This window comes from Bacteroidota bacterium (assembly GCA_016715945.1).
GTDB lineage: Bacteria > Bacteroidota > Bacteroidia > Bacteroidales > F082 > JALNZU01.
The window spans coordinates 1,607,425-1,633,525 of record JADJXJ010000001.1 but is presented as its reverse complement, the minus strand read 5'-3'; the positions used below and the strand labels follow the sequence as shown (position 1 = coordinate 1,633,525).

General features: G+C 51.9%; 23 protein-coding genes. 13 read left to right on the top strand and 10 right to left on the bottom strand.

Annotation, left to right across the window (positions count from 1 at the left end; translation table 11 throughout):
- Positions 1–837: a 3'-5' exonuclease gene (locus tag IPM52_06230; GenBank protein MBK9291204.1), complete on the bottom strand. Its 837-nt coding sequence runs from the start codon at positions 835–837 to the stop codon at positions 1–3.
- 65 nt (positions 838–902) lie between these two features.
- Positions 903–2,234, bottom strand: coding sequence for a 2-oxo acid dehydrogenase subunit E2 (locus IPM52_06225; protein ID MBK9291203.1), 1,332 nt, complete (start codon positions 2,232–2,234; stop codon positions 903–905).
- 31 nt (positions 2,235–2,265) lie between these two features.
- Between IPM52_06225 and IPM52_06220 the strand changes: the two genes are divergently transcribed.
- The 8 genes from IPM52_06220 to IPM52_06185 all read left to right on the top strand — a co-directional run bounded on the left by IPM52_06220 (position 2,266) and on the right by IPM52_06185 (position 7,977).
- Complete coding sequence (locus IPM52_06220) at positions 2,266–2,409, top strand: hypothetical protein (GenBank protein ID MBK9291202.1); 144 nt, start codon at positions 2,266–2,268, stop codon at positions 2,407–2,409.
- Positions 2,410–2,467: 58 nt separating this feature from the next.
- Positions 2,468–2,782, top strand: coding sequence for a DUF3276 family protein (locus IPM52_06215; GenBank protein ID MBK9291201.1), 315 nt, complete (start codon positions 2,468–2,470; stop codon positions 2,780–2,782).
- A 160-nt stretch (positions 2,783–2,942) separates the two neighbouring features.
- Complete coding sequence (locus tag IPM52_06210; protein ID MBK9291200.1) at positions 2,943–3,737, top strand: ParA family protein; 795 nt, start codon at positions 2,943–2,945, stop codon at positions 3,735–3,737.
- Positions 3,734–4,645, top strand: coding sequence for a ParB/RepB/Spo0J family partition protein (locus IPM52_06205; protein MBK9291199.1), 912 nt, complete (start codon positions 3,734–3,736; stop codon positions 4,643–4,645). The genes IPM52_06210 and IPM52_06205 overlap by 4 nt, the downstream gene beginning before the upstream one ends.
- Positions 4,638–5,201 (top strand): hypothetical protein, encoded by a 564-nt coding sequence (locus IPM52_06200; protein MBK9291198.1) that lies wholly within the window; start codon positions 4,638–4,640, stop codon positions 5,199–5,201. Before IPM52_06205 ends, IPM52_06200 begins: the two co-directional genes overlap by 8 nt.
- Before the next feature lie 4 nt (positions 5,202–5,205).
- The gene (gene dapB, locus IPM52_06195) at positions 5,206–5,916 is read left to right on the top strand and encodes a 4-hydroxy-tetrahydrodipicolinate reductase (GenBank protein MBK9291197.1); all 711 of its coding nucleotides are present in this window, start codon (positions 5,206–5,208) and stop codon (positions 5,914–5,916) included.
- 299 nt (positions 5,917–6,215) lie between these two features.
- Complete coding sequence (gene lepB / locus IPM52_06190) at positions 6,216–7,520, top strand: signal peptidase I (GenBank protein MBK9291196.1); 1,305 nt, start codon at positions 6,216–6,218, stop codon at positions 7,518–7,520.
- Between the two features lie 25 nt (positions 7,521–7,545).
- A complete protein-coding gene (locus tag IPM52_06185) occupies positions 7,546–7,977 on the top strand; it encodes a peptidylprolyl isomerase (protein ID MBK9291195.1) in 432 nt (143 codons plus the stop codon).
- A gap of 11 nt (positions 7,978–7,988) precedes the next feature.
- Here IPM52_06185 and IPM52_06180 read toward each other — a convergent pair whose 3' ends face one another.
- From IPM52_06180 to IPM52_06170, 3 genes are all read right to left on the bottom strand, one after another.
- Complete coding sequence (locus tag IPM52_06180) at positions 7,989–9,143, bottom strand: 5-(carboxyamino)imidazole ribonucleotide synthase (protein ID MBK9291194.1); 1,155 nt, start codon at positions 9,141–9,143, stop codon at positions 7,989–7,991.
- A 515-nt stretch (positions 9,144–9,658) separates the two neighbouring features.
- Positions 9,659–9,925, bottom strand: a complete 267-nt coding sequence (locus tag IPM52_06175; GenBank protein MBK9291193.1) for a hypothetical protein — start codon at positions 9,923–9,925, stop codon at positions 9,659–9,661.
- A 153-nt stretch (positions 9,926–10,078) separates the two neighbouring features.
- Positions 10,079–11,035 carry a threonylcarbamoyl-AMP synthase gene (locus IPM52_06170; GenBank protein ID MBK9291192.1) on the bottom strand — a complete coding sequence of 319 codons (957 nt, stop codon included), beginning with the start codon at positions 11,033–11,035 and terminating at the stop codon, positions 10,079–10,081.
- Positions 11,036–11,433: 398 nt separating this feature from the next.
- On the opposite strand from IPM52_06170, the gene IPM52_06165 reads away from it, so the two are divergent.
- Complete coding sequence (locus tag IPM52_06165; GenBank protein MBK9291191.1) at positions 11,434–11,976, top strand: IS66 family transposase; 543 nt, start codon at positions 11,434–11,436, stop codon at positions 11,974–11,976.
- 637 nt (positions 11,977–12,613) lie between these two features.
- Here the strand turns inward: IPM52_06165 and IPM52_06160 are convergent.
- Together IPM52_06160 and IPM52_06155 are read right to left on the bottom strand one after the other, a co-directional pair.
- Complete coding sequence (locus IPM52_06160; GenBank protein ID MBK9291190.1) at positions 12,614–14,257, bottom strand: glycosyltransferase family 39 protein; 1,644 nt, start codon at positions 14,255–14,257, stop codon at positions 12,614–12,616.
- Positions 14,258–14,262: 5 nt separating this feature from the next.
- Positions 14,263–15,288: an NAD-dependent epimerase/dehydratase family protein gene (locus IPM52_06155; GenBank protein ID MBK9291189.1), complete on the bottom strand. Its 1,026-nt coding sequence runs from the start codon at positions 15,286–15,288 to the stop codon at positions 14,263–14,265.
- A 181-nt stretch (positions 15,289–15,469) separates the two neighbouring features.
- On the opposite strand from IPM52_06155, the gene IPM52_06150 reads away from it, so the two are divergent.
- From IPM52_06150 to IPM52_06140, 3 genes are all read left to right on the top strand, one after another.
- The gene (locus tag IPM52_06150; GenBank protein ID MBK9291188.1) at positions 15,470–16,414 is read left to right on the top strand and encodes a glycosyltransferase family 2 protein; all 945 of its coding nucleotides are present in this window, start codon (positions 15,470–15,472) and stop codon (positions 16,412–16,414) included.
- Entirely contained in the window at positions 16,401–17,273 is an 873-nt protein-coding gene (locus tag IPM52_06145) for a flippase-like domain-containing protein (GenBank protein ID MBK9291187.1), read from the top strand. The genes IPM52_06150 and IPM52_06145 overlap by 14 nt, the downstream gene beginning before the upstream one ends.
- 369 nt (positions 17,274–17,642) lie before the next feature.
- A complete protein-coding gene (locus IPM52_06140) occupies positions 17,643–18,761 on the top strand; it encodes an arsenic efflux protein (GenBank protein ID MBK9291186.1) in 1,119 nt (372 codons plus the stop codon).
- 310 nt (positions 18,762–19,071) lie between these two features.
- Here IPM52_06140 and IPM52_06135 read toward each other — a convergent pair whose 3' ends face one another.
- On the bottom strand, positions 19,072–21,000 hold the full coding sequence (locus IPM52_06135; GenBank protein ID MBK9291185.1) for a hypothetical protein: 1,929 nt from the start codon (positions 20,998–21,000) through the stop codon (positions 19,072–19,074).
- 85 nt (positions 21,001–21,085) lie between these two features.
- Positions 21,086–22,543 carry a T9SS type A sorting domain-containing protein gene (locus tag IPM52_06130; protein MBK9291184.1) on the bottom strand — a complete coding sequence of 486 codons (1,458 nt, stop codon included), beginning with the start codon at positions 22,541–22,543 and terminating at the stop codon, positions 21,086–21,088.
- Between the two features lie 155 nt (positions 22,544–22,698).
- Here IPM52_06130 and IPM52_06125 point away from each other — a divergent pair, with 155 nt between their 5' ends.
- A complete protein-coding gene (locus IPM52_06125) occupies positions 22,699–24,561 on the top strand; it encodes a type IIA DNA topoisomerase subunit B (protein MBK9291183.1) in 1,863 nt (620 codons plus the stop codon).
- Here the strand turns inward: IPM52_06125 and IPM52_06120 are convergent.
- Positions 24,548–26,083 (bottom strand): NAD(P)H-hydrate dehydratase, encoded by a 1,536-nt coding sequence (locus IPM52_06120; GenBank protein MBK9291182.1) that lies wholly within the window; start codon positions 26,081–26,083, stop codon positions 24,548–24,550. The genes IPM52_06125 and IPM52_06120 overlap by 14 nt on opposite strands.
- Positions 26,084–26,101 lie beyond the last annotated feature (18 nt).

Below are 26,101 nucleotides of genomic sequence, written 5' to 3'. Positions count from 1 at the left end.
TCATTCCTGTTTTTTGTTGGTCATTCGCACCTGTCCGCCTTTCATGCGCAGGCGGATGGCTGTGATCAGTTTTTTTGTAAACAACGGAAACTCACCCTTCATCATCCAGTCGTAATACGAAGGCTCATCGCGAAACACGTCCTCCACGCGTTTACCTTTGTGCTTGCCGAAGTTAAAAACTTCCCGGTTTTGGGCGTCGTAAATAATCTGCCCGTTGAGGTCGGCATTGCGGTGATGTGCCGAAAACTCATGCAGTTTGCGCACGTCGTTTTCTACTGGTCTGGAAGTCTTGCCGGCAGGGTCGGTATATTCCGCGTCCTGATATCGGGCGAGTTGTGCTTTGAGTATTTCAAATGTGGCACGGGTGTCGGCCTCGGCCGAATGGGCATCGGTGAGTTCTTTCTGGCAGTAAAACCGGTAGGCTCCCCTGAGGTTTCTTGGTTCCATTTTCATGAAAATGTTCTGCACGTCAATAAGATGGCGGTTGGAAACATCGAAGGGGATGTCGTAGCGCAAAAACTCTTCGACCAGCAGGGGCAGATCGAATTTGATGGCATTGTACCCTGCCAGGTCGCAACCTTCGAGAAAACGTGCCACATCGTGAGCAATGGAAGCGAAACCCGGGAGATCTTTCACATCTTCGTCGGTGATGCCATGGAAAGCAGTAGAGGAGGGAGGGATGGGCACGCCGGGATTGACCCTCCAGGTCTTAATTTCCTCCTGGCCATCGGGGTGCACCTTCAGGATGCTGATTTCGATGATGCGGTCGGTGATGATGTTGAGCCCGGTGGTTTCGAGGTCGAAAAAGGCAAGGGGACGCTTCAGGTTGATCTTCATGCAGACGGTTTGAAAAAAAACAGGGTCAGCCAAGGGCTAACCCTGTGATATTGATTTTTAATGACTTAGATTTCCCGTTCGGGATTGAACCCTTCGAGCAGCTGTTTCATCTTTTTGAGGAACATGCCGCCCAGAGCGCCATCCACAATCCTGTGGTCGTAAGCCAGCGCCAGGATCATGATGTGGCGGATTGCAATCACATCGCCGAATTCGGTTTCGATCACAGCGGGTTGCTTGCGGATGGCACCTACAGCCAGGATTGCCACCTGAGGCTGATTGATGATGGGTGTGCCCGTGATGCTGTCGAAGGTGCCGAAATTGGTGATGGTAAAGGTGCCGCCCTGAATTTCGTCGGGCAGGAGCTTGTTGGCCCTTGCGCGATTTGCCAGGTCGTTCACCGATTTGGTGATGCCGAGCAGGCTTTTTTCGTCCACATTTTTGATTACCGGCACAATCAGGTTGCCGTTGGGCAGGGCTGTGGCCATGCCGATGTTGATGTTCTTGCGCAGGATGATGTTGTAACCGTCAACCGAGGCGTTGATCTGAGGAAATTCTTTCAGGGCTTTGGCTGCGGCTTCGAAGAAGATCGGGGTGTAGGTGATTTTTTCGCCTTCGCGTTTGAAGAAGCTGTCCTTCACCCTGTTGCGCCAGTTTACGATATTGGTCACGTCCACATCGATAAAGCTGGTAACGTGTGGCGACACATGCTTCGACATCACCATGTGGTCGGCGATGATGCGGCGCATGCGGTCCATTTCCACAATCTGGTCGCCGGCTTCGGTGACCACCTTCGGAGCTTCGATCTTCTGGGCAGGTTTTGCCGGGGCAGGGGCCGGTGCGGAAGCAGCTTGAGGTGCCGGTGCGGGTGTGGCGGCCACTGGCTGGGGAGCTTGTGACCTGTTTTTGAGATAGTTGAGTACGTCTTCCTTGGTCACGCGTCCGTCCTTGCCCGATCCCGGAATGCGGTCGAGCTCCTCCTGGCCGATGTTTTCGGCTTTGGCAATGCTCTTGACCAGGGGCGAATAAAATCTTCCGGGGGTGCTCACCGGTGCAGGCACATCGGCTGCTGCAGTGCCTCCGGCAATGAGTTCGGCGCCGGGTATTGCCTCAGGCTGCGGAGCGGCCGGCGCATCTTCACCTGCAACAGCATCTTCGCCATCGAGCGAGATGACCGCAATAGGCAGGCCAACGGCAACCACGTCACCCTCCTTATATAATTGCTTGATCAGCTTGCCTTCGACGGGCGAGGGGATCTCGCTGTCCACCTTGTCGGTGGCAATCTCAACGATCGGGTCGTCTTCCGACACCATATCGCCGGGTTGTTTGAGCCATTTGGTGATGGTGGCTTCAATAACACTTTCGCCCATCTTGGGCATCACAATTTCAAATGTGGCCATACAAGAATGTTTTTGTCATCAAAAGGAAATAATGATGCTTTTTGTTCAATTTCAGGCTGCAAAAATAGGCATTTTTAGAATGAATCCAGATAAGATGGCCAAGCTAACCGGAATACCGGAAATAAGAAAAGACTTAACAAAACAAAAGGCCGGTATTTTTTACCTGCTGGCCTGACGTAAGGAAGATTTTTTACTTTTGTTTCGGCAACAGAGCTAAGGAAAACAGTAAGCAAATGGACGCTGAATACAGGCACGACAACAGGGATGGAATTTTTTCGCGTGCAGTGAAAGCCGGAAAACGAACCTATTTCTTCGACGTCAAGGTTACGCGGGGCGACGACAAATACATCACCATCACTGAAAGCAAGCGCAAGTTTAGCAACGAACTGGGGCGGTTTATTTACGAGAAACACAAGATTTTTCTGTACCGGGAAGACTTTGAAAAGTTTATCAAAGGTCTGCAGGAAAGCATACATTTTATTGAAACCGGAGAGCTGCCCGAAAACTACGGCATCGACCAGGCCGACATTGAATTTGAGGATCTTTAAGTCGGCTATCCGCCACTGTCATCCCGAAATATACTTCAGATTAGTTTTCAAACGCACCGGCTTTTTGCCGGGAGCGTGACAGAGCTTGTGCAAAAGCACTAACTTTGCCTCCGGACGAATTTTGCGACAAAATTACTTTAACAAGCTGAAGTACAACATCATGGGTAAAACCATTGCCATAGCAAACCAAAAGGGCGGGGTAGGCAAAACAACCACTGCCATCAACCTGGCAGCCAGCTTCGCGGTGCTTGAGTTTCGTACCTTGCTTGTGGATGCCGACCCGCAGGCCAACGCTACTTCGGGATTGGGCTACGACCCAAAGGAAATCGAAAACAGCGTGTACGAATGCATCATGGACGGGGTGGAACCTTCGGTGGCAACGCTCGAAACAACCACGCCCAACCTGATGCTGCTTCCTGCCCATATCGACCTGGTAGGCGCGGAGATTGAGATGATCAATCTGCCAAACCGCGAGAAGATGATGAAGCAGGTGATCGACAAAGTGAAAAACGATTACGACTTTGTGCTCATCGACTGCTCGCCCTCGCTCGGGTTGATCACGGTGAATGCCCTCACCGCATCCGACTCGGTTATCATCCCCGTGCAATGCGAATATTTTGCCCTCGAAGGACTCGGCAAGCTGCTTAATACCATCAAGATTGTGCAAACCCGCCTGAACCCCCAGCTCGACATCGAGGGCATACTGCTGACCATGTTCGACTCGCGCCTGAGGCTTTCGCGTCAGGTGGTGGAGGAGGTGAAAACCCACTTCCAGCAGCTTGTTTTCGACACCATCGTTGCCCGCAACACCCGCCTGAGCGAAGCGCCCAGCCACGGCGAAACCATCATCATGCACGATGCCGCCAGCACGGGCGCCATCAATTATCTGAACCTTGCCAGAGAAATTCTCGTAAAGAATAAAATGGTCGCAAAAACTGAGGAGGAAAGCAAGTGAGCGCTGACAAGACAAAAAAAAGGGGGCTGGGCCGCGGACTTGAGGCTATTCTGCAAAGCCCCGAAACCGACATCACGTCCGAAGATATCGCCGGTAACTATGTGGTAGGTGCAACGGCCGAGATTGATATTGACAAAATCGAGACCAATCCCTTTCAGCCGCGCACCGATTTCGACGATATGGCCCTGCGCGAACTGGCCGCCTCCATCAAAGCTCAGGGAGTGATCCAGCCGGTGACCGTGCGCAAACTGGGTTTTGATAAGTATCAGCTGATCAGCGGAGAACGACGTTTGCGTGCATCTAAACTGGCCGGCCTGACTACCATACCGGTATTCATCAGGGTTGCCAACGATGAGCAGATGCTCGAGATGGCCCTCATCGAGAACATCCACCGCGAAAACCTCAACGCCATAGAGGTGGCCATCAGCTACCAGCGCCTCATGGAAGAATGCCAGCTCACACAGGAGCAACTCAGCGAAAAGGTAGGTAAAGGCCGTACCACCATTGCCAATTTCCTCCGGCTGCTCAAGCTGCCGCCCGAAGTGCAGATTGCACTCCGCGACGGACATATCACCATGGGGCATGCCCGCGCATTGATCAATATCGAAGACCCTGTAAAACAGCTGCTTATCCTTCAGCAAATCATCGAAAAAGAGCTCAACGTGCGCCAGGTGGAGAAAATGGTGCGCGACCTGAGCAATCCGCAGGGCAACAAAGCAAAAGCTCCCGTGCAGGCTGTTCCCGCTGTGTACAAAGACAAGGCAGCCGAACTCTCAAGAAAGATAGGCGCCAAAATAGAAATCAAACGCAATCCCAAAGGAAAAGGTGCGTTATCCATTGCGTTTGACAATGATGGTCAGCTCGAAAACCTGCTCGGCCTCCTGAACGCACTTGGTTCGGATGAATAAACCATCGTGGCTGCTGCTTATTCTTTTGCTGGCTTTGGTTCCCGTCAGGGCGCAAAAGCCTGCAAACGACACGCTTGCTTCGGCTAATCAGCATTCGCCGCACAAGGCAAGCGTCTATTCGGCCGTGCTGCCCGGGCTGGGACAGATTTACAACCGCAAATACTGGAAAGTGCCCATAGTGTATGCAGGTATCGGGGCGTTTACCTATGCAGGCATCCTCAACCGCAACGAATACCGCATGGCCCGCGAGGCGTTTACTTATGTTTCGCAGGGCGAGACCTACCCCACCGACAACAAGTATATCAAGTATCCGGCCAACGACATCATCACCATACGCGACTACTACCGGCGCAATATGGAGGTAAGTTTTCTGCTCCTGGGCGTGTGGTATGCACTGAATATCATTGATGCCACGGTAGATGCACACTTTTTTTACTACGACGTCAGCGAAGACCTTGTCCTCCAGATCAGGCCGGGAATGCAGCTCGCCCCAACAATGCCGGCTTCGCCAATGGCAGCCTTGCCTGCAGGCATCAGTGTACGTTTAAAATTCTAAGCCTATGAATATTGTGCTCTCCGGCTACGGAAAGATGGGCAAAATGGTTGAACACCAATGCCTTTCCAGAGGACATCAGATTGCGCTGGTAATCGACAATGCCTCCCAATGGCACGACATCCCTCCGGACATCAGTGCAGATGTGTGCATTGATTTCAGTTCGCCTGAGGCTGCTTTGGAAAACATACGACGCTGTATCACCATGGGATGGCCTGTTGTGGTGGGCACCACAGGCTGGCAGCAGCACCTCGATGAGGTTAAAATGCTGGTGATGGAGCACAACGGCACCTTGTTCCATGCCCCGAATTTTTCCATCGGAATGAACATCGTGTTCAGGCTTAACCGGCAGCTGGCCTGGTTGGTCAATGGCACCGACTACAAACTGCGCATTCGGGAAGTGCATCATGTGCACAAACTCGATGCCCCCAGCGGAACAGCCGTACAGCTTGCCAACGATCTGATTGCCAGGGTAGAAGGTCTTGAAAGCTGGCAGCTTGGTAACGATGCACAAGCCTCCGTCCTTCCGGTGGAAGCCATACGCGAAGGTGAGGTTAAAGGTATTCACGAGGTGATAGCCACCTCGGCTTCGGATCAGATTGTGCTGAGGCACGAGGCCTTCAGCCGGGAGGGCTTTGCGTTGGGCGCAGTGCTGGCAGCAGAATTTGTGCTTGGCAAAACCGGAATCTTTACCATGGAAGACCTGCTTGGCTATTGAATCAGGCTACAGCTTTGGTTATGAATAATTAACAGCGCCCTGCCCGAACACCCTTAATACTTTGTTAACTTCGCCCTCAAAATTTCCGCCGCATGATTAGTTTTATTTTATTGGTTCCGGCACTGCTTACAGTATTTAATGTGTTTGGCTGGAAGCTTTACGAAAAGGCCGGATACAAGGGCTGGATGTCGGCTGTGCCCTACTACAACCTCTTCATCCTGCTGAAAATCATCAAGAAGCCCTGGTGGTGGCTTGCCCTGATGCTGGTTCCGTTTCTGAATATTTTCGTGTATTGGCTCATGCTCATCGAGCTGGTGCGGTGTTTTGGCAAGGAAGGTTTTCTGCAGCATCTGGCAGCCGCAGCCCTGCCGTTTGTTTATCTGCCGCGTGTGGCAGCCCAACAGCTCCCATATCTTGACCCTGCCGTCACAGAGCGTCCGAAAAAGACGCCTGTGCGCGAGTGGCTCGATGCCATCGTGTTTGCCGTGGTTGCTGCCAGCATCATTCGCATGTTCCTGTTCGAAGCTTATACCATTCCCACCTCGAGTATGGAAAAGTCGCTGCTGGTTGGCGACTTTCTGTTTGTGAGCAAGTTGAGCTACGGGCCTCGCCTGCCCAATACCCCTTTGGCGTTTCCGTTTGTGCACCACACCTTGCCCTGGAGCGAAACAGCCAAATCGTATGTGGAATGGGTCAGCTGGCCTTACTACCGATTCCCGGGTCTCGGACAGGTGCAGCGCAACGATGCCGTGGTGTTCAACTATCCCGACGGCGATACGCTGAGCCTGAAGTTTCAGAGCAATGTGAGCTATTATCAGCTTGTGAGACAATATGGCCGCGAACGGGTGTGGAGCGACAAACGCAACTTCGGCGAAATCACCAGCCGTCCGGTTGACAAAAGGGAGAATTACATTAAAAGGTGTGTGGGCATGCCAGGCGATGTCATCGAAATACGAAACGCAGAGCTGTTCGTGAATGGTCAGCCAAACCCGACGCCCGGTCAATTGCAATTCAGGTACAGCATTCTCACCGATGGCAGTCCCATCAACCAGCGCGTGCTGGATAAATATGACATCACCGAGGGCAGGCTGGGCATGCAAAACGGGGAATATGTGTTCTGGACCACACCGGCCGTGGCAAAAGAGCTGCAGCAGCTGCCGAATGTAAAGCAGGTGCAGATGCTCACGGATGAAGCCGGCGAATGGAATCCGGAAATCTTCCCGCACGATGCCCGTTATCCCTGGAACGTGGACAATTTTGGCCCGCTCGAGATACCTTCAAAAGGAAAAACTGTGGCGCTCAATGCCAGCACCCTGCCGCTTTACGAGCGCATCATCACGGCGTACGAAGGCCACAAACTCCGCACCGAGGGCGAAAAAATCTTTGTGGATGACGTGGAAACTACGCAATACACATTTGCCCAGAACTATTACTGGATGATGGGCGACAATCGCCACAACTCGGCCGACTCCCGTTTCTGGGGCTTTGTACCCGAAGATCATATCGTGGGTAAAGCCGTATTTGTGTGGCTCTCGCTCGACAAAAACAAGCCGCTGTTTGGCGGCAAAGTCCGGTGGCATAAATCGCTTCGTTTCGTTAAATAATTCATTGTAAAACAATATCATACGCATGAAAGCAACAATGGTAACCGACAAGGGCACCATGGTCATCGAACTGTTTGAGGATGATGCGCCAGGCACGGTGGCAAACTTTGTAAAGCTGGCCAAATCGGGTTTTTACGATGGTCTGACTTTTCACAGGGTGATTCCGGATTTCGTAGTGCAGGGGGGATGCCCCAGAGGTGATGGAACGGGTGGTCCGGGTTACCGCATTCCCTGTGAAACGGATGGAAAAAAACAATACCACGACCGTGGGGTGCTTTCGATGGCTCATGCCGGCCGAAACACCGGTGGCTCACAGTTTTTTATCTGCCACAACCGGCGCAATACAGCCCACCTCGACCGCAAACATACCGTATTCGGTAAGGTGATCGAAAATGTGGATGTGATCGACAGCATCCGACAGGGCGACAAGATTCTTTCGATCACCATTGAGGAGTAAAGTATTGCATTTCAACTAATTACTCTCAGCCTCCTGAGCACGGTTCCGGCTTTGGACAATGCGGTAGCAAGATCGGGATCGAGGATGGTGGCATGGCCCATTTTGCGGAAGGGACGGGTAGTCTTCTTACCGTAGATGTGCAGTTTGACGCCTTCGATGGCCAGCACCTCGTTGAGCCCGTCGTAAATGGCCGGTCCTGCATAGCCCGGCTGACCGAGGATATTGACCATCACGGCAGGCGAGGTGAGGCGCGTGGAACCCGGATGCAAACCCAGAATAGCCCGCAGGTGTTGCTCGTATTGTGAGGTGATTGCACTCTCGATGGTGTGGTGCCCGCTGTTGTGCGGACGGGGTGCTACTTCGTTGATGAAAATGCGGCCTGCGCTGTCCACAAACATTTCCACAGCCAGCAAACCGGTTATTCCAAAAGCTTTGGCGGTTTCGACGGCAATCTCCGCGGCCTGACGGCTGAGCTGTTCGCCGATGCGGGCAGGCGAAAGCAAATACTCCACCAGATTGGCCACAGGATTGAAAATCATCTCCACCGCAGGATAAACAGCCAGCTCACCGCTTCTGTTGCGCGAGACAATCACAGCAATCTCGAGCGCATTCTCAATAAAATCTTCAGCCAGCGAAGGAACATCGAACAACGACTCCAGGTCGGATGGCGTAGCAACGACCTTCACGCCCTGCCCGTCGTAACCCGCAAGCCTGGTTTTCTGCACAAATGGCAGGCTGAGGCTTCCGTCAGCAACTGCAGCGCGCACCTCATCGGCCGTTTCGAACAACCGGAAAGGGGCGGTAGGCAGGTGGTTTTCGGTGTAAAAAAGCTTTTGCAGGCCCTTATCGCGGATGATCCGCAGGCAGCGTGGCTCGGGATACATGGGGATGCCTTCGCGCTCGAGCTGCTCCACAGCTTCGATGTTCACACCTTCGATTTCTATCGTGAGCAGGTCAACCTGGCGCCCAAAACTCAGCACCGTGTCATAATCGCGGAAAGAGCCATTGATAAAACGTGTGCAGACTTCGGCTGCGGATGCCTCCGGATCGGGATCGAGTACCCATGTGGCTATGTCCCAGGTGCTTGTGGCCTGGCAAAGCATCTTGCCCAACTGGCCTCCGCCAAGAATACCCAGTTTAAAATCGGAGCTTATGGCCTGCTTCATTCTTTTTTTGGCAAAGATAAGGATTGATTCGCAGAGGGCGACTGGGCGAGGGGGCGAGGGGGAGACGGGGCGAGGGGGAGACGGGGCGACTGGGCGAGGGGGCGAGGGGGCGACTGGGCGACTGGGAGAGTGTGACTTCCTTAAATTTGGAACGCTGATCCCGTCTAAGGCCGGGACACGGTGACACTTATCTGGCTGATTGGCGCTGTTTTTAATCTGTGATCATCTGTTCGATCTGTGTCATCTGTGTTCTATTCTCATGGGAACGCTGATCCCGTCTGAGGCCGGGACACGGTGACACTGATCTGGCTGATTGGCGCTGTTTTTAATCTGTGATCATCTGTTCGATCTGTGTCATCTGTGTTCTATTCTCATGGGAACGCTGATCCCGTCTGAGGCCGGGACACGGTGACACTGATCTGGCTGATTGGCGCGGATTGCTGCACGCAAACCAGTTAAAGGTTCACCGTCGGTTTGTTTGGTTGAAGCACCACCCAACCAAAGAACTTTGTGGCTTAATCTTTGTCCGAAATGGTCAGGGTCATCAGTTGGGCATCGACCGATGGAATGAGGTTGAGCTTGCGCTCCATCTCCTGAAGTTTTTCTTTTTCGCCAACCAGTTCGAGGAAAATCAGTCCGGTCTGGGTGCAATTTTCCAGCACATCCTCATGCAGCCCGAGACGGGTCTTGATGAAACATCCCCATCCTGTCAGAATCTTCTGCACTTTCTCGGCAGCATCGTTGCGCATGCCAACCAAAATGATCATTACGTGCTTTGTCATGGCTTTGGTGTTATTAAATTAACTCTTGTTGATCTTTATGTGCCAAAAATATCAAAAAATCAGGCGGTAACCACCTTTAAAACTGAAGTAGATGTGAAAAAAATAACATTAACAGAAACGTTTTAGAAAGGATGTGAAAGTGGGCTTTATTGATCAATCCTTGTGGAAACGGTGTGCCGCCTTCCGAAGCCTGTCCATGATGGCCAGACCGATACCCCGCGGTTCCACAGTCTGGGCTACAATGAATTCAACCTCAGCTTCTTCCATGCGGTGCAAGGCGCCAAAAAGGTTGACAGCAACCTCATTCAGGCTCCCTTTAGCCGACAGTATCTCGACATGGGCATAGCCTTGCGGAATTCTTCCATCGGCCGAAAGATATGCCGCCCCGGAGGTGTCGGCCGGCAACTGATGAATGCCTTCGATAAAGAGAGGTTTGGTCGGGCTGTAATGCGAGGGCATATGGCCCGGCGAAGCCGCCTCCAGCACACTTACCCCTGTGGCAGGTGAGGCAGGCACATGTTTTTGCAACATCTCTCGGGTGATGGCTCCCGGCCGCAGGATGAGGAACCCCCGGGCATCGAGCGCAACAACCGTTGATTCGACCCCCACCCTGCATGGCCCGCCGTCGAGCACATGCTTCAAAGCGGGAAAAGCCTTGCGGACATGCCCGGCCTGTGTAGGGCTGAGCTGACCAAATTTGTTGGCGCTGGGAGCGGCTACCGGACAGCCTGCAGCTTCGATGAGCCTGAGCGCGACATCGTTGGCAGGCATCCTGAGACCAACATTGGGCAGCCCTGCCGTCACGATATCCGGAATGCTGTTGTTTTTTGGTACCACAATGGTCAGCGGCCCAGGCCAGAAAGCGCGCGCCAGCAGGTTCACCCTTTCATCAAAACCCAGCATAAGATGCGCAACAGTGTCAACCGAGGCGATATGGACAATAAGCGGATCGAAGGATGGCCGTTCCTTGATCGCAAATATCCTGGCCACTGCATTGGCATCCAATGCATTGGCGCCAAGGCCATATACGGTCTCGGTCGGAAAAGCTACCAGCCCGCCCTTGCGGATGATGTCGGCAGCTGCCAGAATTTCGTTGTCGGATACTTTCATGTTTCGCACTGCAAAGGTAGGGATAAAGCGGACTGGTGGGGGAATGTTGGTGAGACTTAATAAGCTCAAAAATGTATGTTCTCTTTGATTAAAACATTTTTAAATTTATAGCTCAAAATCCAACCAAGTATGAATATCGTTGAATACCTGTTAAAAGTAACATTTCAAAATATTAAAGCTATTGTTATTATTATTTACTTTATTCTGAATAACTGTAACCCTTCGGCCATAAACATATTTTTAGGACGGGGTTGGTTTGCAGATATTTGCGTATAAAATTTTTGGGATGTGATTCGTAAAGAGCGCAAAGCCAAAATGTTTTTGTTGGTTGAGCAGTGGAAGCAAAGCGGTCAAAGTCAAAGCTCGCTTTCAAAGGCCATATCTTGCAACTTGCCTGCATGGCACATGCCAGACGCAATTTTGAAAAGGCATTGGATAACGACAGCCAACGGGCTGAAACTGCCCTGTTGCTCATAGGCAAGCTATACCAGATTGAGCGCATGGCAAAAGAGAATCACCTGAACCATGATGAGATAAAAATCCTCAGACAACAACAGGCCCAACCTGTGCTTGAGCAGTTGCATCGGTGGCTCAGTGAGCAACATGCCTGTGTCTTGCCCAAAAGCGCCATTGGCCAGGCCATCACTTACATGTTGACCCTTTGGCCAAGACTGATAAGATACCTCGATGACGGACGATATCAAATGGACAACAACCTGATTGAAAACACCATACGTCCTGTAGCCTTTGGCCGAAAAAATTATCTGTTTGCAGGCTCGCATGAGGGAGCAAAGCGCGCAGCCATGATTTATTCCTTGTTAGCCACATGCAAACTCAATGAAGTAGAACCTTTTGGCTGGCTCAGCCATACCCTCGAGGTGCTTCCAGACCACCCGGCCAACCAACTGTACAAACTACTCCCGATAAAAAATCCTAAATAACAAGCAACACGCTCATGGCCGAAGGGTTACGAAAATAAAACATAACTACTGCTTAATTGCCGTGCCTCATGCACATCTCCTCGCCTGCCCACTCAAAACCAGAGCCTCCATAAAGCTTTACCGCCCTGTCACGAAGTTTTACCGCCCTGTCACGAGGTTTTACCGACTCGTCACGAGGTTTTACCGACTCGTCACGAGGTTTTACCGACTCGTCACGAGGTTTTACCGACTCGTCACGAGGTTTTACCGACCTGTCACGAGGTTTTACCGACCCGTCACGAGGTTTTACCGACTTGTCACGAGGTTTTACCGACTTGTCACGAAGGTTTATCAGGTCTGCAAATCCTTACTTCAAGCCGTCATGTTGTTACAAAACGCTGATAAACAATAAGATAAAAACGTTACATGCTTTAAATCGAATTTTTTCAACAATCCGGCATGGAATTTTCAACAGGGTTTGCATCGTGAGACCATTCACGTTAAAAGGCTGAATTACGCTTCTGGTGCCTGAAAAACTTACCCTTCTGCCAAAATCGTAATACCTGATTTTTTTTGAAGCAGTTTATGCTTTGGTTGGACAGGCTGGTCGCATTTGGAGGGGATTGATCCTTGCCGTGAGGTAAAATTGTATGTTACATCACTTTGCCACTTCGGGAAAGAATTTGATCAGGAACAAGTCTTTGGCTTCTTCGGCAGGACTGAGGCGTTTCACCACAAAGGCTTCGCGGGGCGAAAAGTCCGATTTTCGAGCCAGGTAGTAGGCGTCAGGTTTTTTTTCGGAGCTGAACAGCATGCGGTCGCCGCGCACCTCGTTGGCGTAAAACATGAAAGCGTATGCAGTACGTTTGCGGCCGTAGTAAGGATCGAGCGGTTTGTCGGGATTCCACCATACATGCAGCGGATGTCCCTTGGTGAGTTCGCCCACCTGGCGGGCGAGCTCACGGCTTTCGAAGCTTTTCGAAAGCAAGGCTCTTGCCGGTAAAACGGTAAGGTTCAACCCGATGCGCAGCACAAGTAGGGCCGCAACAAGCAGCATCAGCCTGTAGGCGGGTGTGCGGAAATAGGCTATGGTGAGTGCAGCCAGGGCAGTAAAGAGGGTGGCCGATATCAGGCCGATGTGTGCAAAATCTTTGGTTGGCTCTACCAGCATGGGTGTCCATGAGGCGAGCGTGATGATGATCAGTGCGCCACCCAGCATCCATTCCACCCATTGTACCACAGGGGCATGCCGGTCTTTCAGCTCGGTATATCGCGCCACAAGCAGGGTCATCATCGGAGGCACAAGCATCAGGATATATCTTGGATGTACCTCTGGTGAAGTCCAGTAGGGTAGGATATTGAAAATGATAATCAATGCGTTGTATTTCAGGAAGATGTCATTTTTTATGGTTTGAAGCGAACCTTTGGTAAACATCAGCACCAGCAGAAAGCTCCACGGAAGGAAGTGGTAGGTCATGTTGAAGGGGAAGACGAACAGGTTTTTCACTGTGGCCAGCCAGCCGAAACGCAGGACGGTGCGGCGTGTGGTTTCGCCCAGAAGGACCTTGAACACCTCCGATGGCTCCACCGGATTGCGGGAAAAATAAACCAGGTAGTAGCTGCCCAGGATCAAACCCATCAATGCCACGCCTGACAGGTGTTTCCAGCTGAAAAGCAATTTAAACCTGCCAAAAAGGCCGTGGAGCACAAGCAGCGTAATTGCGACAAACACCAGGCTGGGCAGGCCTTTCATCAGGTAGGCTATGGCCATGAGTGCGTAGCTGATCAAATACATCTCCAGGTACTTACCGCGGCGCATCAGCTTGTAGCTCAGGATAAAAAACAGGTAAACCAGCCACGAAAAAGCAATATCGATCAGCCCATGAAGCGATTCATAAAACAGAATTCTGCCGTTGGTCATGAAGAGCAGGGCGACCAGCAGGGCTTGTTTGTGTCCACGCTCGCCGGCGAGCAGTTTGTAGATGGAGCATGTGAAGAGGAAAAGAAAAACCAGCATGGGCAGGCGCATCACAAACTCGTTCTGCTTGCCTGTGAGCTGAAAGGCCAGCGCGATGATCCAGTTGTAGAGCGGAGGCTTTTTCAGATAGATATCGCCGCCCAGGGTGGGGGTGAGGTAATCGCCGCTGTGGATCATCTCCTGTGCGACAAGCGCCCGGATAGCCTCGTCCGGAATAAACGGCTGCAAACCAAGATACATGAAAAAGGCCGGAACAGCCAGCAGTACAATAAGCCAAAGCAATGCTTTCCGGGGGTGCATACCACGCAAAGCTCCAGTTATCATGGCTGTCATCTGGTTTCGACTACTGCATAATATTGACAGAACCAATCCACAAATGCTTTAAGTCCCTGGTCGAGCGGCGTTTCGGGTACAATACCAACCATTGTTTCAAGTTTTGTGCAATCGGCGTGTGTCGAGTACACATCGCCTTGCTGCATGGGCAGCAATACTTTCCGGGCAGTTCTACCAAGGTGTTTTTCGAGCAGGGCGATGAACTTCAGCAGCGGCACAGGCGAGCCTTTGCCGATGTTATAGATGGCAGCCGGAGGATTTTGAACGGGCGGATGGCCGATTAGCCTGCACAAACTCTCGGTGATGTCGTCCACATAGGTGAAGTCGCGTTCAAGTTGACCATTGTTGTACACTTCGATGGTCTCGCCTGCAGTTATTGCGCTGGCAAATCGGTAATAGGCCATGTCGGGTCTGCCCCAGGGGCCGTAAACCGTGAAGAAACGCAGTCCGGATGTGGGGATGCCGTATAGATGACTGTAGGCGTGCGCCATGAGTTCGTTGGCCCGCTTGGTGGCAGCATACAGGCTCACAGGGTGATCCACTTTGTCGCTTTCGGCATTGGGCAGCTTGCTGTTCGATCCGTAAACACTTGAGCTGCTCGCATAAATCAAATGTCTGACCGGATGGTTGCGGCATGCTTCAAGGATGTTCAAAAAAACTTCGAGGTTATCTTTCAGGTAAGCATAAGGCTTGCTGATGCTGGCCCGGATGCCTGGTTGTGCGGCCAGATGAATCACAAGGTCGAATTGCGATTCGGCAAAAGTCCGGTCCAGGAATGTTATGTTGCTCAGATCGGCTTTGATGAAACGCATGTGCGGGAAAAGTCCGGAAGTGTATGCTGTTTCTTCATCAAATACCTGATGGTCAAATCCCAGTTCGGCAAGGCGACCCGCTTTCAGCCGAGGATCGTAATACGCATTGAGGTTGTCGATACCGGTGATGGCAAAGCCTTCATCTGCAAGACGTTTTGCCAGATGAAAGCCAATAAAACCCGCCATGCCGGTGAGCAGGATATGTGGCATTCGGATTGACTTGTTTACTGTGGGCAAAGGTACCTCTTTGCAGCTTTTGCAGCTTCATGCTCCGCAGTTTTGTGGGATGATTTGGCATTTTGATTCTACCTTTGTGCGGTATTCAGCATGGTACGCAAGAAATGCCCTAAAACTTACCGCAGGCCATGGTTATAGCTGATTAAATCTGGAGATGAAAAAGATATCTGTCGTAGTTACGGTGTTCAACGAAGAGGACAATGTCTTGCCGCTTTATCGCAAGGTCGTGGAGGCGCTCGGAGGGATGGATTTCGAGCTGATTTTTGTGAACGATGGTTCGACCGACCAGACCCTGCACAAGCTGATGAGCATCAGGGACCAAAGGGTAAGGCTTGTGGAATTTCGAAAAAACTATGGCCAGAGTGCAGCCCTTCATGCTGGCATCAGGCTGGCTTCGGGCGATTTTATCGTTACAATGGACGGCGACCTGCAGAACGATCCTGCCGACATCCCGGCCATGGTCGAAGCTGCCGATCAGGGTAATTTCGACCTGGTTGCCGGAATCAGGGTAAACCGTAAAGATGATTTTTTTATCCGTAAGATACCTTCTTATATAGCCAATCGCATTATTATGCGTGCCACAGGCGTCAGAATCAAGGACAACGGCTGTGCCCTCAAGGTATTTCGCAAGGAACTTATCAAAGGGATTGGCATCTACGGCGAGATGCACAGGTTTATTTCGGTGCTGGCTGCCCTCGAGGGAGCGCGCATCACCCAGGTGCCGGTGCGGCATCATCCGCGTGTTCACGGCAGTTCGAAGTATGGGTTGTCGCGCACCTTCAAGGTAATCAGCGATTTGCTGCTTCTTGTTTTTCAACGCAGCTACCTGCAGCGGCCCATGCATTTCTTCGGCAAATGGGGTGGCCTCATCTTTCTCGTTGGTGCATTGATCAATCTTTATCTGCTGGCTATCAAGCTAATGGGTGAAGACATTGGGGGAAAACCTTTGCTTTTTCTGGGCGTGATGATGGTGATCACCGGTTTTCAACTCATTACTACCGGCATCATCATCGAACTGCAGATGCGCACCTATTATGAGTCGCAGGACAAGCCGCATTACCAGATCAGAAACATCTATCAGGCTGGTGAAAAGGTATAAAAAACAGCTTGTTGCCCTGCTCAAGCTCATCGTCTCAGTGCTGGCGTTGTATGTAGTTTTCCGGAAGCTGGATCTGGAGAGCCTTGGTGCCCTGCTGGCCAGGCTGCGGATTTGGCCCCTGCTCGCTGCAACCTTGATGTTCGTTTTGTCGAAAGCCTTGTCGGCCGTGCGTCTGCAGCTGTTGTTCAGCTATTCCGGCTTGCAGATCGGTCAGCTCGAAAATGCCCGGCTCTACCTGCTTGGGATGTTTTACAATCTTTTCCTGCCCGGGGGCATTGGCGGCGACGGGTACAAGATTTTCTACCTGAACAGGCGTTACCATACCGCGGCGCGTATTAGCCTTACGGCCATCCTGCTCGACCGTTTATCGGGGGTGTTTATGCTGGCATTGCTGGCCTTACTCCTGCTGATCGTGCTCAACAGGCACAACGAACTTGCAGTCTGGTCAGTCGCTGCCATCCCTTTGCTGGTTTTGGCATTCTGCATCATGATGCGTGTTTTTTTCCGCAAGCTCATGCCTGTTTTCTTGCTGATGAACGTTTATTCGCTTGGCGTACAACTGTTTCAGCTGGTTTCGGTCTATTTCATTCTGCTTAGCCTTGCACAAACCAATGATCTTCTTCCGTATTTTTTTCTGTTTCTGGTCTCATCCATTGTCACCATCATACCGATCACTATTGGTGGGGCTGGGGCGAGGGAACTGACCTTTCTCTATGGTGCAAAGTGGTTCGGAGTGAATGTGGAGCTTGCGGTAGCCATTAGTTTCATTTTTTATCTGATTACTGCAATCACCTCATTGGCAGGCATCTATTATGCAATTCGTGGAGTTCGCGATCCGGATGAAACAAATGCCGATTGATCAGTTACCGCAAAATAGTTAGTGAGCCACACGGAGTCATGCGCTTTTTGCGATCTCCTCACAAACATATAAGTTGCACTGGCGCAAGATCAGAATAATGAAACCAGAATGATGAGCTTCCGAGTTCCGAGCCTCTGCAGCCTTGTGCCATATTCCTTTTGGTAATAATTTACCTCTGGCGCAGGTTGTTGGCCGATTCAAAGTTGATTATCGATGCAGCTTGTGCGAATTAATCATCAGCTTTTCTTACACCATCCAAACGACCAATAATTTTGCGGCCAGCTCCAATTCACTAACTGATGCGTCTCTCTCGGCCTGCAGATCGGGCAAGAAAGATTTGACTTACATTTGCAACATTATTGCAAGAATATGGAAGCATTTCAGCTGATGTTGCAGCAAACCCTCATCATCACTACGTTTGTCCTTGGGTTGATGATGGTGATCGAATATGTGAACATCCAAACCCGGGGCTTGTGGTCGGAAAAGATTCAGCAGAAGCCCTTCATGCAGATTGTGTTGGGTTCGCTCATGGGGGTCATTCCCGGTTGCCTGGGCTCCTACACCATGGTCTCGCTCTATGTGCATCGCGTGGTCATGTTTCCGGCCATAGTAGCCACCATGATCGCCACCTCGGGCGATGAGGCATTTCTGATGTTTTCCGTCATACCTGCTACTGCGCTCAAGCTGAATGTGATCTTGTTTTTCGTCGCGCTGGTGGCGGGCGTCGTCATTCACTACACGGTGAAGAACAAACATATCGGACTGGGAAGCCATGCCGAGCTGCCCCTTCACAGCCATGCAGAGGAATGCAATCCGGTGCACCCGCGCTATGCAATTCAAAATCTCAGAGACATCACTTTTACCCGGGCATTGTTGCTGGCCGGCATTCTTGGGATTCTCTTTATGCTGGCAACCGGAGTTGTGGATGGGGCACATCACCTGAATACGCTTATGGGCGATGCCGGTCTGGTGCATGATCATGCGCATGCCCATGCCCATGCGCACGACCACGACCATGGCGGGGAGGCCGACTGGATCCGCCTGAGCCTCATTGGTTTATTTACTATCCTGCTGTTTATCGTGCTATCGGCAAGGGAACATTTCCTGCAGGAACATCTCTGGCACCATATCATCAAAAAACATTTCTTCAAAATCTTTGCCTGGACCCTGGGAGTGCTGGCGTTCATCTACGTGCTGAACTTGTATGTAGATCTCCGGATGTGGATCTCGGAGAATGTGTGGACGGTGCTGTTTATCGCTTTGCTCATCGGCATCATTCCCGAATCGGGGCCGCATTATGTGTTTGTGCTGCTCTTTGCCCAGGGGGCAGTGCCCTTCAGTATCTTGCTTGCCAGCAGCATCGCGCAGGATGGACATGGCACCCTGCCATTGCTGGCCGAATCGCCCAAAGGGTTTGCCGCCGTCAAAATTGTCAACCTTTTAGTTGCCTTGCTTGTAGGAGGGCTTGGTGTGTGGATGGGATGGTGAGAATAGTGAACAGTGAGTTAGTGAATAGTGAACAGTGAGTTAGTGAACAGTGAGTTAGTGAATAGTGAATAGTGAACAGTGAGTTAGTGAATAGTGAATAGTGAACAGTGAGTTAGTGATTGGTGAACAGTGAGTTAGTGATTGGTGAACAGTGAGTTAGTGAATAGTGAATCAGTGAACCGTGATCAGAATCCAATAATCGGAACCCATCACTCGTTATCCGTCGCCCCTCGAATCTTTGAATCCTTGAATCAGGAATCTTTGAATTCCTCCTCCCCGTCACCCGTCACCCGTCACCCGTTTTTTGTATTTAATAATAGAATCTCCAGTTGACTCCCAACACAAACCGTTGGTCGCGCATGGGGTAGCCCGGGGTGGTGTAGTAATAATGGTAGCCGGTTAGGCTGAACAGGTTGGTAGCCTGGAAATAGATTCTCGCTCTTTTAAGTTTCAGGGCCACATGGGCATCCACATAAGGATAGTTGCCTACCTGTTTCCTGTTTTGCAGGTGAAAGGTACGCAGGGCGGGCATCCATGCATCAGCATAATATCTGGAGTGATACCAGGCATCCAGACCAACCTGCAGGGTAGCCACATCTTTTATTGCTTCGAAGGTATAGAGCGCGCGCAGTCGGCCAAGAAGCGCCGGAATGCGTAGCACGCTGTCGTTGTCGGCATATTGCCATGCCATGCGGCCGATGAGGTCGAACCTGCCGGGATTAAAGTGAAATTTGCCGTAGAATTGCAGCACATTAGCTGTGCCGCTGTATTGTTTTGGCCTGCTGTCGGTACCAAAATACACCGGCCTGTCCAGAAGGTTATACACAGCGCCGGCGGCCAGTCCCCTGAAATGATAGCCACCCTCGAGCTTCAGCAGCCGGGTGTTTAAAAAATCGTTTTCCCAGCGGAAGTGGTTCGATTGGTATCGTTGCACAAACCAGGAGGGCGATTGGTTGGCCAGCAAAATCTGACCATACAGGTTGCCAAGGTTTCGGTTTGCTGTTCCAAAATATTGTTTTACAGCGCCTTCCAGATAAAGATCGCCTCCGGCGTAATTGCCGCTCACCACCTTAATGCGGCCATCAATAAACAGGGAGTTGAGGAGGTTGATCTGCACCCCGCCGTACGGATTCAATTGAAAATAGCGTGCCGTCCAGGAGGAGTCGCTTTGCAGGATATTCATCAGCTCGATGCCGGCATACACATGCAAGGGGGGAGGGGATTGGTGTACGCGATAACCCAGGCTGCTCCATTGCAGCCTGTTGATAAACGCAGATTGGTAAGTGCTGTCGTAGGTGCGCGACGAATCGAGTACGATGTCGTAGGGCTGGTAAAACTTTTCGAGCGGCGAACGCTCCGTGTACACCCCCTGGTTGCGGATATATTCGAAGCGGTGGGTGATCCTCCCCAGCTGAAAACTGCGTTTCCGCGGCAGGCTGTCCGCATCGCGGTGCAGCAGGGCGGGCAGCAGAATAAAATAGTGCTCGAACCCAAAGCCCGACATCTTGAGCTTGTTTTGTGCATCCAGCAGATTCACGTTGTACAACCTGCGGTCGGTTTCGAGCAGGTTTTCGAAAATGCTGTCGTTGGCTATGCCTCCGTTTTCCTTGTTTATCAGCTTGTTATGAAAGTACCATGCTGCTGCTCCGTAGCGCAGGCTGCGGGTCTGGTGCCTTGCGTTGAGGTAAAAGTTGCTCTGATCGGCAAAATGGTTTTTGTAGTATCCAGGCGAGTTGATCAGCCCGTAGTCAAGCCCGACCACAGTGCGCGGAGCAACCAGCCTGCTGAAGTTGACCCTCAGGTGCTGTTCGCGTTTGCTGCCCATCAGGTAACTCACCTCGGTGAGCGGGGCCAGGGGCTGCATGAAACGGATGTCTCTGCCGCTGCGTTGGTAGAGCCTGTATGCCGATGGATAAAGGTGGTATCCGTAGTATAGTTCGGGACTGAAAAACAACGGCCTGGCAGGATTGGCCGTATTGCTCAGCGTTGCCATACCAAACTCGTCTGTGCTTGTCCAGTCGAACCGGCTGAAATTGAGCAGGTTGGTGTCGATGGGGTGAATCCTGCCCAGAAACAGGCTGTCGAAACTCTGGTTGAAAAAGGTGGCGCGGGTGGAATCAATCTTTACCAGGGGCATTTGCGCCTCCGCTGACAAATACTGGCTGATCAGGCATAACGCCAGCCCATGTTTCATCAGACTTTTTATTCGTGCCGTAAAAGTCAAAGCGAACCGCTTCATGCAGCAAAGGTAGGATTTTCGGCCCAACGCATTTTCGTCGCGCATCCTAACAAAAAAGCCGGGCTTGCGCCCGGCCTGTATGCGATCAACGTTTGATGAACTTTTGTGTCGTGGTGCGCCCTTCGTGCTGCAGGCGAAGCAGATAGATGCCTGCCGGAAGTTGCTCCACATCAATTGCCAGTCCGTTCAACCTGCCGGATTGCATGAGTTGCGCAGAAGTATTATAGATGGCAAATTGTGCTTTGTCCACCAGGTTTTCGTTCAGCTTCAGGTGGATTTGTGTGGTTACAGGATTGGGATACAGGCTCATCCCAAGGCTGAGGGGTTCAGGCAAAGAGGTCACTGTCTCCCAGGTGAGCAGCATTTTTCCGCTGATGACCCAGAGGCCGATTCCCCAGTCGTAAAATTCTGCCACCATAACAACAGGGTTGGCATTGGCGTCGTAGTCCACATTGATTTTTTGGCCATTATAGATCATCCATTCCCCGTTTTCCCAGGTTTCCATGACCTCCAGGGTGTTGAAGCTGTATTGGTCGTATTCATAGCGTTCCCTGAAATCGTTTTCCCATGCCAGGCCATCCCAAATCTCGAAGGTTGAGGTGAGCAGCAGCTCGTTGGCGTTGTAGGTGCAGGCGCCCCTTTGGTCGTTTTCCCAGCCTTGTCCGTCCCATATCTGCAGGGTTACGGTGAGCCATTTGAACTGGCTGAAATCGAGCCAGGTGATGTCGGTGGCTTTGCCCTCGAGTTCCCACTGCTGGTCGAAATCGTTCCAGTTGTAGTATTTTACCACTTCCCATTCGTTCTGGGCATTGAGTTGGTATCCCTCACGCCACATATTCACCCATTTGCCGTCGATTTCTTCCCACGACTGCTCCACTGTGGCCGTATGCCTGCCATCGTTGTCGTATTCGAAGATTGTCCGGCTGAACGGAAACCATTGGTCATTGTAATAATCGGCATAGGTAATGCTCAGCACATTGCCGGCGCTGTCGTATTCGTGCGAGGCACGGTTGGCAAACTGCAACAACCATTGGGCGCTGCTGATGTCCCAGAAGTCGTTCAGATAAAGGTATTCGTTGCCGTAGCTGTCATATCGCCAGGTCTCGCGCATGGCGTTTTCCCAGTCGCGAAATCCGCCGTAATTCTGCCACACCCACATGGTATCGCGATCCTGTGCATCGAAGTAGTAATAGATTCTGGTGCCCGGAAAAAATGTGCTGCCGTCGTGGTGTTCTTCCACGGTGTAGGCAGGCAGATGGCTGAAGCCTTCATAATAATACGAAGTGCGCGACATGGTGTCGTATTGTCCTTCCCAGTGCATCAGGTTGACCACTTGCAGAAGCCGGTATTGATCGCGCTGCCTGATGATCTGCATCATGTCGGGTGTGCGTGCCTCTTTTGCCTGTGGTGCCTTTCTCTCAAAATCTTTTTTGAGTTGTTGGTACACCGAATGTTGGGGCTTGTTTTCTGTGGCCGGTTTACGCTGGCCCAGGGCGGTGCCGGCCATTAATAAGGCCGCTAAAAGGAGGGTAAATGTTCTCATGTGTTTCTCTTTTGGATGGTTTTAAAGGACAAAGGTTGTGCCAAATTGGTTGTAAAGTCAAGTTTCCAGAAAATTATCTTTGCCTGAGCCCCGCCTGCCGGCCCGTGCCCCATTGACAGCTAAATGCTAACTTTGCACAAAATCCTTGCGCTTCAATGACGGAAAACTACACCGACGACAGCATCCAAACCCTTGACTGGAAGGAACATATCCGCCTGAGGCCCGGCATGTATATCGGAAAACTGGGCGATGGCAACTCGCACGACGATGGCATTTATGTGTTGCTCAAGGAAGTGATCGACAACAGCATTGACGAGTATATGATGGGTCATGGCAAGTCGATCGAAATTACCATCAACGACAATAAGGTTACGGTACGCGACTACGGGCGCGGCATCCCCCTGGGCAAAGTGATCGACTGTGTGAGCCGCATCAATACCGGCGCCAAGTATGGCTCAGGCGCTTTTAAAAAGTCGGTGGGGCTCAACGGCGTGGGTACAAAAGCCGTGAACGCCTTGTCGTCGTGGTTTCGTGCGCAAAGCATACGCGATGGCCAGACCAAGGTGGTGGAGTATCACCGCGGCGAACTGGTGCACGATTTCCCCCTGGAGCCGTGCGACGAGCGGCCGGGCACCATCATCAGCTTTATTCCGGACGAATCAGTCTTCGGAAAGTTTCGCTATCTGCCTGAATACGTGGAGGAAATGTTGTGGAACTATGCCTTTCTGAACAATGGGCTCACCCTCCACTTCAACGGGCAGAAGTTTCTGGCAAAAAACGGCTTGCTCGACCTGCTGGAACGCAATATGCCCGGGCCGGACAACAAGATTTACCCCATTATCCACATCAAGGAAGACGATTTCGAATGCGCCTTCACCCACAGCAACAATACCTATAACGAGGAATACTACAGCTTTGTCAACGGCCAGCACACCACACAGGGAGGCACGCATCAGAATGCGTTTCGCGAAGCCTTTGTGAAAACCGTGCGCGATTTTTTCAAAAAAGATTACGACACTGCCGACATCCGCAACTCGCTGGTGGCGGCCATAAGCATCAAGGTGCAGGAACCCGTGTTTGAGTCGCAGACCAAAACCAAGCTCGGATCGGTGTATATGGAGCCCAACGGACGGTCGATCCGCAACTTCATTGGCGACATCATCAGCAAGCACCTCGACAATTACCTCCACATGAACCCCGAAACGGCCGAAGCCCTGCAACGCAAGATCATGCAGAGCGAAAAGGAACGCCGCGACATGGCCAACATCAAAAAACTGGCCCGGGAGAGTGTGAAAAAAGTGAGCCTGCACAACAAAAAACTCCGCGACTGCCGCATTCACTATAACTCCAATCACGAAAAACGCCTCGAAACCACCCTGTTCATCACCGAGGGCGATTCGGCTTCGGGCAGCATCACCAAAAGTCGCGACGTGCAAACCCAGGCAGTGTTTAGCCTGAAAGGCAAACCACTGAACTGCTACGGATTGAGCAAAAAAATCGTGTACGAAAACGAAGAGTTCAATCTGCTTCAGGCTGCCATCAATGTGGACGAGTCGATGGAAAACCTCCGGTACAACAACATTGTGATTGCTACCGACGCCGATGTGGATGGCATGCACATCCGCCTGTTGCTGCTCACTTTCTTCCTTCAGTTTTACCCCGATCTGGTGCGTGCCGGACACCTCTACATCCTGCAGACTCCCTTGTTCAGGGTGCGCAACAAAAAGGAAACCATCTACTGTTATTCCGATGAGGAGCGACAGCAGGCCCTGCGCAAACTCGGCCAGAATGTTGAGATCACCCGTTTTAAAGGCTTGGGCGAGATCTCGCCTGATGAGTTCCGTTTCTTCATTGGTCCCAATATGCGCCTCGATCCGGTGATTCTGCGCCGCGACCTTTCCATTCCTGAGATCCTGAGTTATTACATGGGCAAAAACACCCCTGACCGTCAGCAGTTTATCATCAACAACCTCAGGCTCGAGGAAGACCTCACCGAAGAAAAGGTCAGGGTTGATTAAACCTGATTTCCTGCAACTTTGCAAAAGCCTTGCCCAGGTGTGCCGTGATATCGCTGGCAATAAGACTTTCGAAACCCAATGTTTCTGCGGCCAGGTCGCCTGCCAGTCCGTGCAGATAAACGCCCAGCAATGCTGCTTCGTGGGGGGAGTAGCCTCGCGAAACCAGTCCGGTGATCACGCCGGTAAGCACATCGCCGCTGCCTGCCGTTGCCATGCCTGGATTGCCGCTGCTGTTGAAAAAACATCGGCCGTCGGGCATGCTCACACAGGTGTATGCTCCTTTGAGCACGATGATGAGGCCGTGCTTCAGCGACATGGCACGTTGCATTTCGAGCCGCTCAAAACTGTCGGTCCAGCTGCCGGTAAGCCGCCTGAATTCGCCGGGGTGAGGTGTGAGTATGCTGCCTTTGGGCAAAAAAGCCAGCCAGGTTGGATGCTCAGCCAGAAGGTTCAGGGCGTCGGCATCGAGAATCAGCGGTACCCGCGATTGCTGGATGAGCAATTTGAGTGCATTGGCTGTTTCTGGCGCTGTTCCAAGTCCCGGCCCCACGCCTATGGCATGGTAGGGCGACAGCTCGGGCAGCCTCGTAAAGCAGTCTGCATCTTCGGGGCTGATCATTGCTTCGGGAAGCTTAGCCAGCAGGGCCGGTGCAATGGCCTGGGGGAGGTGCACATGCAGCAGTCCTGTTCCACTGCGCAGGCAGGCTCCGGCCGCCAGCAGGGCTGCCCCACCCTTGTCGCGCGAGCCGGCAATGAGCAGGGCGTGCCCGAAATCGCCCTTGTGGGCATGCCTTCGACGCCCCTTGAGCAATCCGGCCAGCCCACCGGCCTCAAGGTAGTAATAATGGGTGTCGGCCTGAGCCAGATAATCAGGGTGCAGGCAGATGGGTATAACCTGCCAGTTGCCAACAAAAAACTCATTTTCAGGCATCAAAAAGGCCAGCCTGGGCAGCTCGAAAGTAAAAGTGTAATCGGCCTGCACCACAGCCTGTAAGCCTTTGGGCATGGGCTTGTCGGCAAAGAGCCCCGAGGGCATGTCCACGCTGATCACAATTGCCTCGCTTTCATTGATATGAAGCACCAGCTCGGCGGCCGTCCCGTCGAGCGGCCGGCTCAATCCCGAGCCAAAAAGCGCATCCACCACAATGCTGTGGCTGGAAATCGTAGGAAACTGCGCCTTGTTGCTGATCTCCTGCACCTTGCCGCCAAGCGCAAGCAAACGCTCCAGGTTAATGGTGAAATCGTTGCTTTCGTTGTTGCCCATGCGCAGCACGAAAGTTTCGGCATGGAAACCATCCTCGAGCATCTTTCGGGCAAGCACAAGGCCGTCTCCGCCGTTGTTTCCGGTTCCGCAAAAAATGAGTATCTGTTTTTCACGGCCAAGCCTGGGCTTGAGTGCGTTGTAAAGGTTTCCGGCTGCCCGTTCCATCAGATCGACCGAGCTGATGGGCTCATGCGCAATCGTGTAAGCATCGGCTTGACGGATTTGTGCGATGTTCAGAATCTTTGTGGCCGAAATCATATAGCGTGTTTAGCTCGG

Coding starts and splice junctions, on each gene's coding strand:
- IPM52_06225 (MBK9291203.1), bottom strand. CDS start 2,234: ATGGCCACATTTGAAATTGTGATGCCCAAGATGGGCGAAAGTGTTATT.
- IPM52_06175 (MBK9291193.1), bottom strand. CDS start 9,925: ATGACAAAGCACGTAATGATCATTTTGGTTGGCATGCGCAACGATGCT.
- IPM52_06210 (MBK9291200.1), top strand. CDS start 2,943: ATGGGTAAAACCATTGCCATAGCAAACCAAAAGGGCGGGGTAGGCAAA.
- IPM52_06170 (MBK9291192.1), bottom strand. CDS start 11,035: ATGAAAGTATCCGACAACGAAATTCTGGCAGCTGCCGACATCATCCGC.
- IPM52_06135 (MBK9291185.1), bottom strand. CDS start 21,000: ATGAAGCGGTTCGCTTTGACTTTTACGGCACGAATAAAAAGTCTGATG.
- IPM52_06180 (MBK9291194.1), bottom strand. CDS start 9,143: ATGAAGCAGGCCATAAGCTCCGATTTTAAACTGGGTATTCTTGGCGGA.
- IPM52_06130 (MBK9291184.1), bottom strand. CDS start 22,543: ATGAGAACATTTACCCTCCTTTTAGCGGCCTTATTAATGGCCGGCACC.
- IPM52_06125 (MBK9291183.1), top strand. CDS start 22,699: ATGACGGAAAACTACACCGACGACAGCATCCAAACCCTTGACTGGAAG.
- IPM52_06215 (MBK9291201.1), top strand. CDS start 2,468: ATGGACGCTGAATACAGGCACGACAACAGGGATGGAATTTTTTCGCGT.
- IPM52_06140 (MBK9291186.1), top strand. CDS start 17,643: ATGGAAGCATTTCAGCTGATGTTGCAGCAAACCCTCATCATCACTACG.
- IPM52_06220 (MBK9291202.1), top strand. CDS start 2,266: ATGATGCTTTTTGTTCAATTTCAGGCTGCAAAAATAGGCATTTTTAGA.
- IPM52_06160 (MBK9291190.1), bottom strand. CDS start 14,257: ATGATAACTGGAGCTTTGCGTGGTATGCACCCCCGGAAAGCATTGCTT.
- IPM52_06120 (MBK9291182.1), bottom strand. CDS start 26,083: ATGATTTCGGCCACAAAGATTCTGAACATCGCACAAATCCGTCAAGCC.
- IPM52_06165 (MBK9291191.1), top strand. CDS start 11,434: ATGGCACATGCCAGACGCAATTTTGAAAAGGCATTGGATAACGACAGC.
- IPM52_06230 (MBK9291204.1), bottom strand. CDS start 837: ATGAAGATCAACCTGAAGCGTCCCCTTGCCTTTTTCGACCTCGAAACC.
- lepB (MBK9291196.1), top strand. CDS start 6,216: ATGCTCATCGAGCTGGTGCGGTGTTTTGGCAAGGAAGGTTTTCTGCAG.
- IPM52_06150 (MBK9291188.1), top strand. CDS start 15,470: ATGAAAAAGATATCTGTCGTAGTTACGGTGTTCAACGAAGAGGACAAT.
- dapB (MBK9291197.1), top strand. CDS start 5,206: ATGAATATTGTGCTCTCCGGCTACGGAAAGATGGGCAAAATGGTTGAA.
- IPM52_06155 (MBK9291189.1), bottom strand. CDS start 15,288: ATGCCACATATCCTGCTCACCGGCATGGCGGGTTTTATTGGCTTTCAT.
- IPM52_06200 (MBK9291198.1), top strand. CDS start 4,638: ATGAATAAACCATCGTGGCTGCTGCTTATTCTTTTGCTGGCTTTGGTT.
- IPM52_06185 (MBK9291195.1), top strand. CDS start 7,546: ATGAAAGCAACAATGGTAACCGACAAGGGCACCATGGTCATCGAACTG.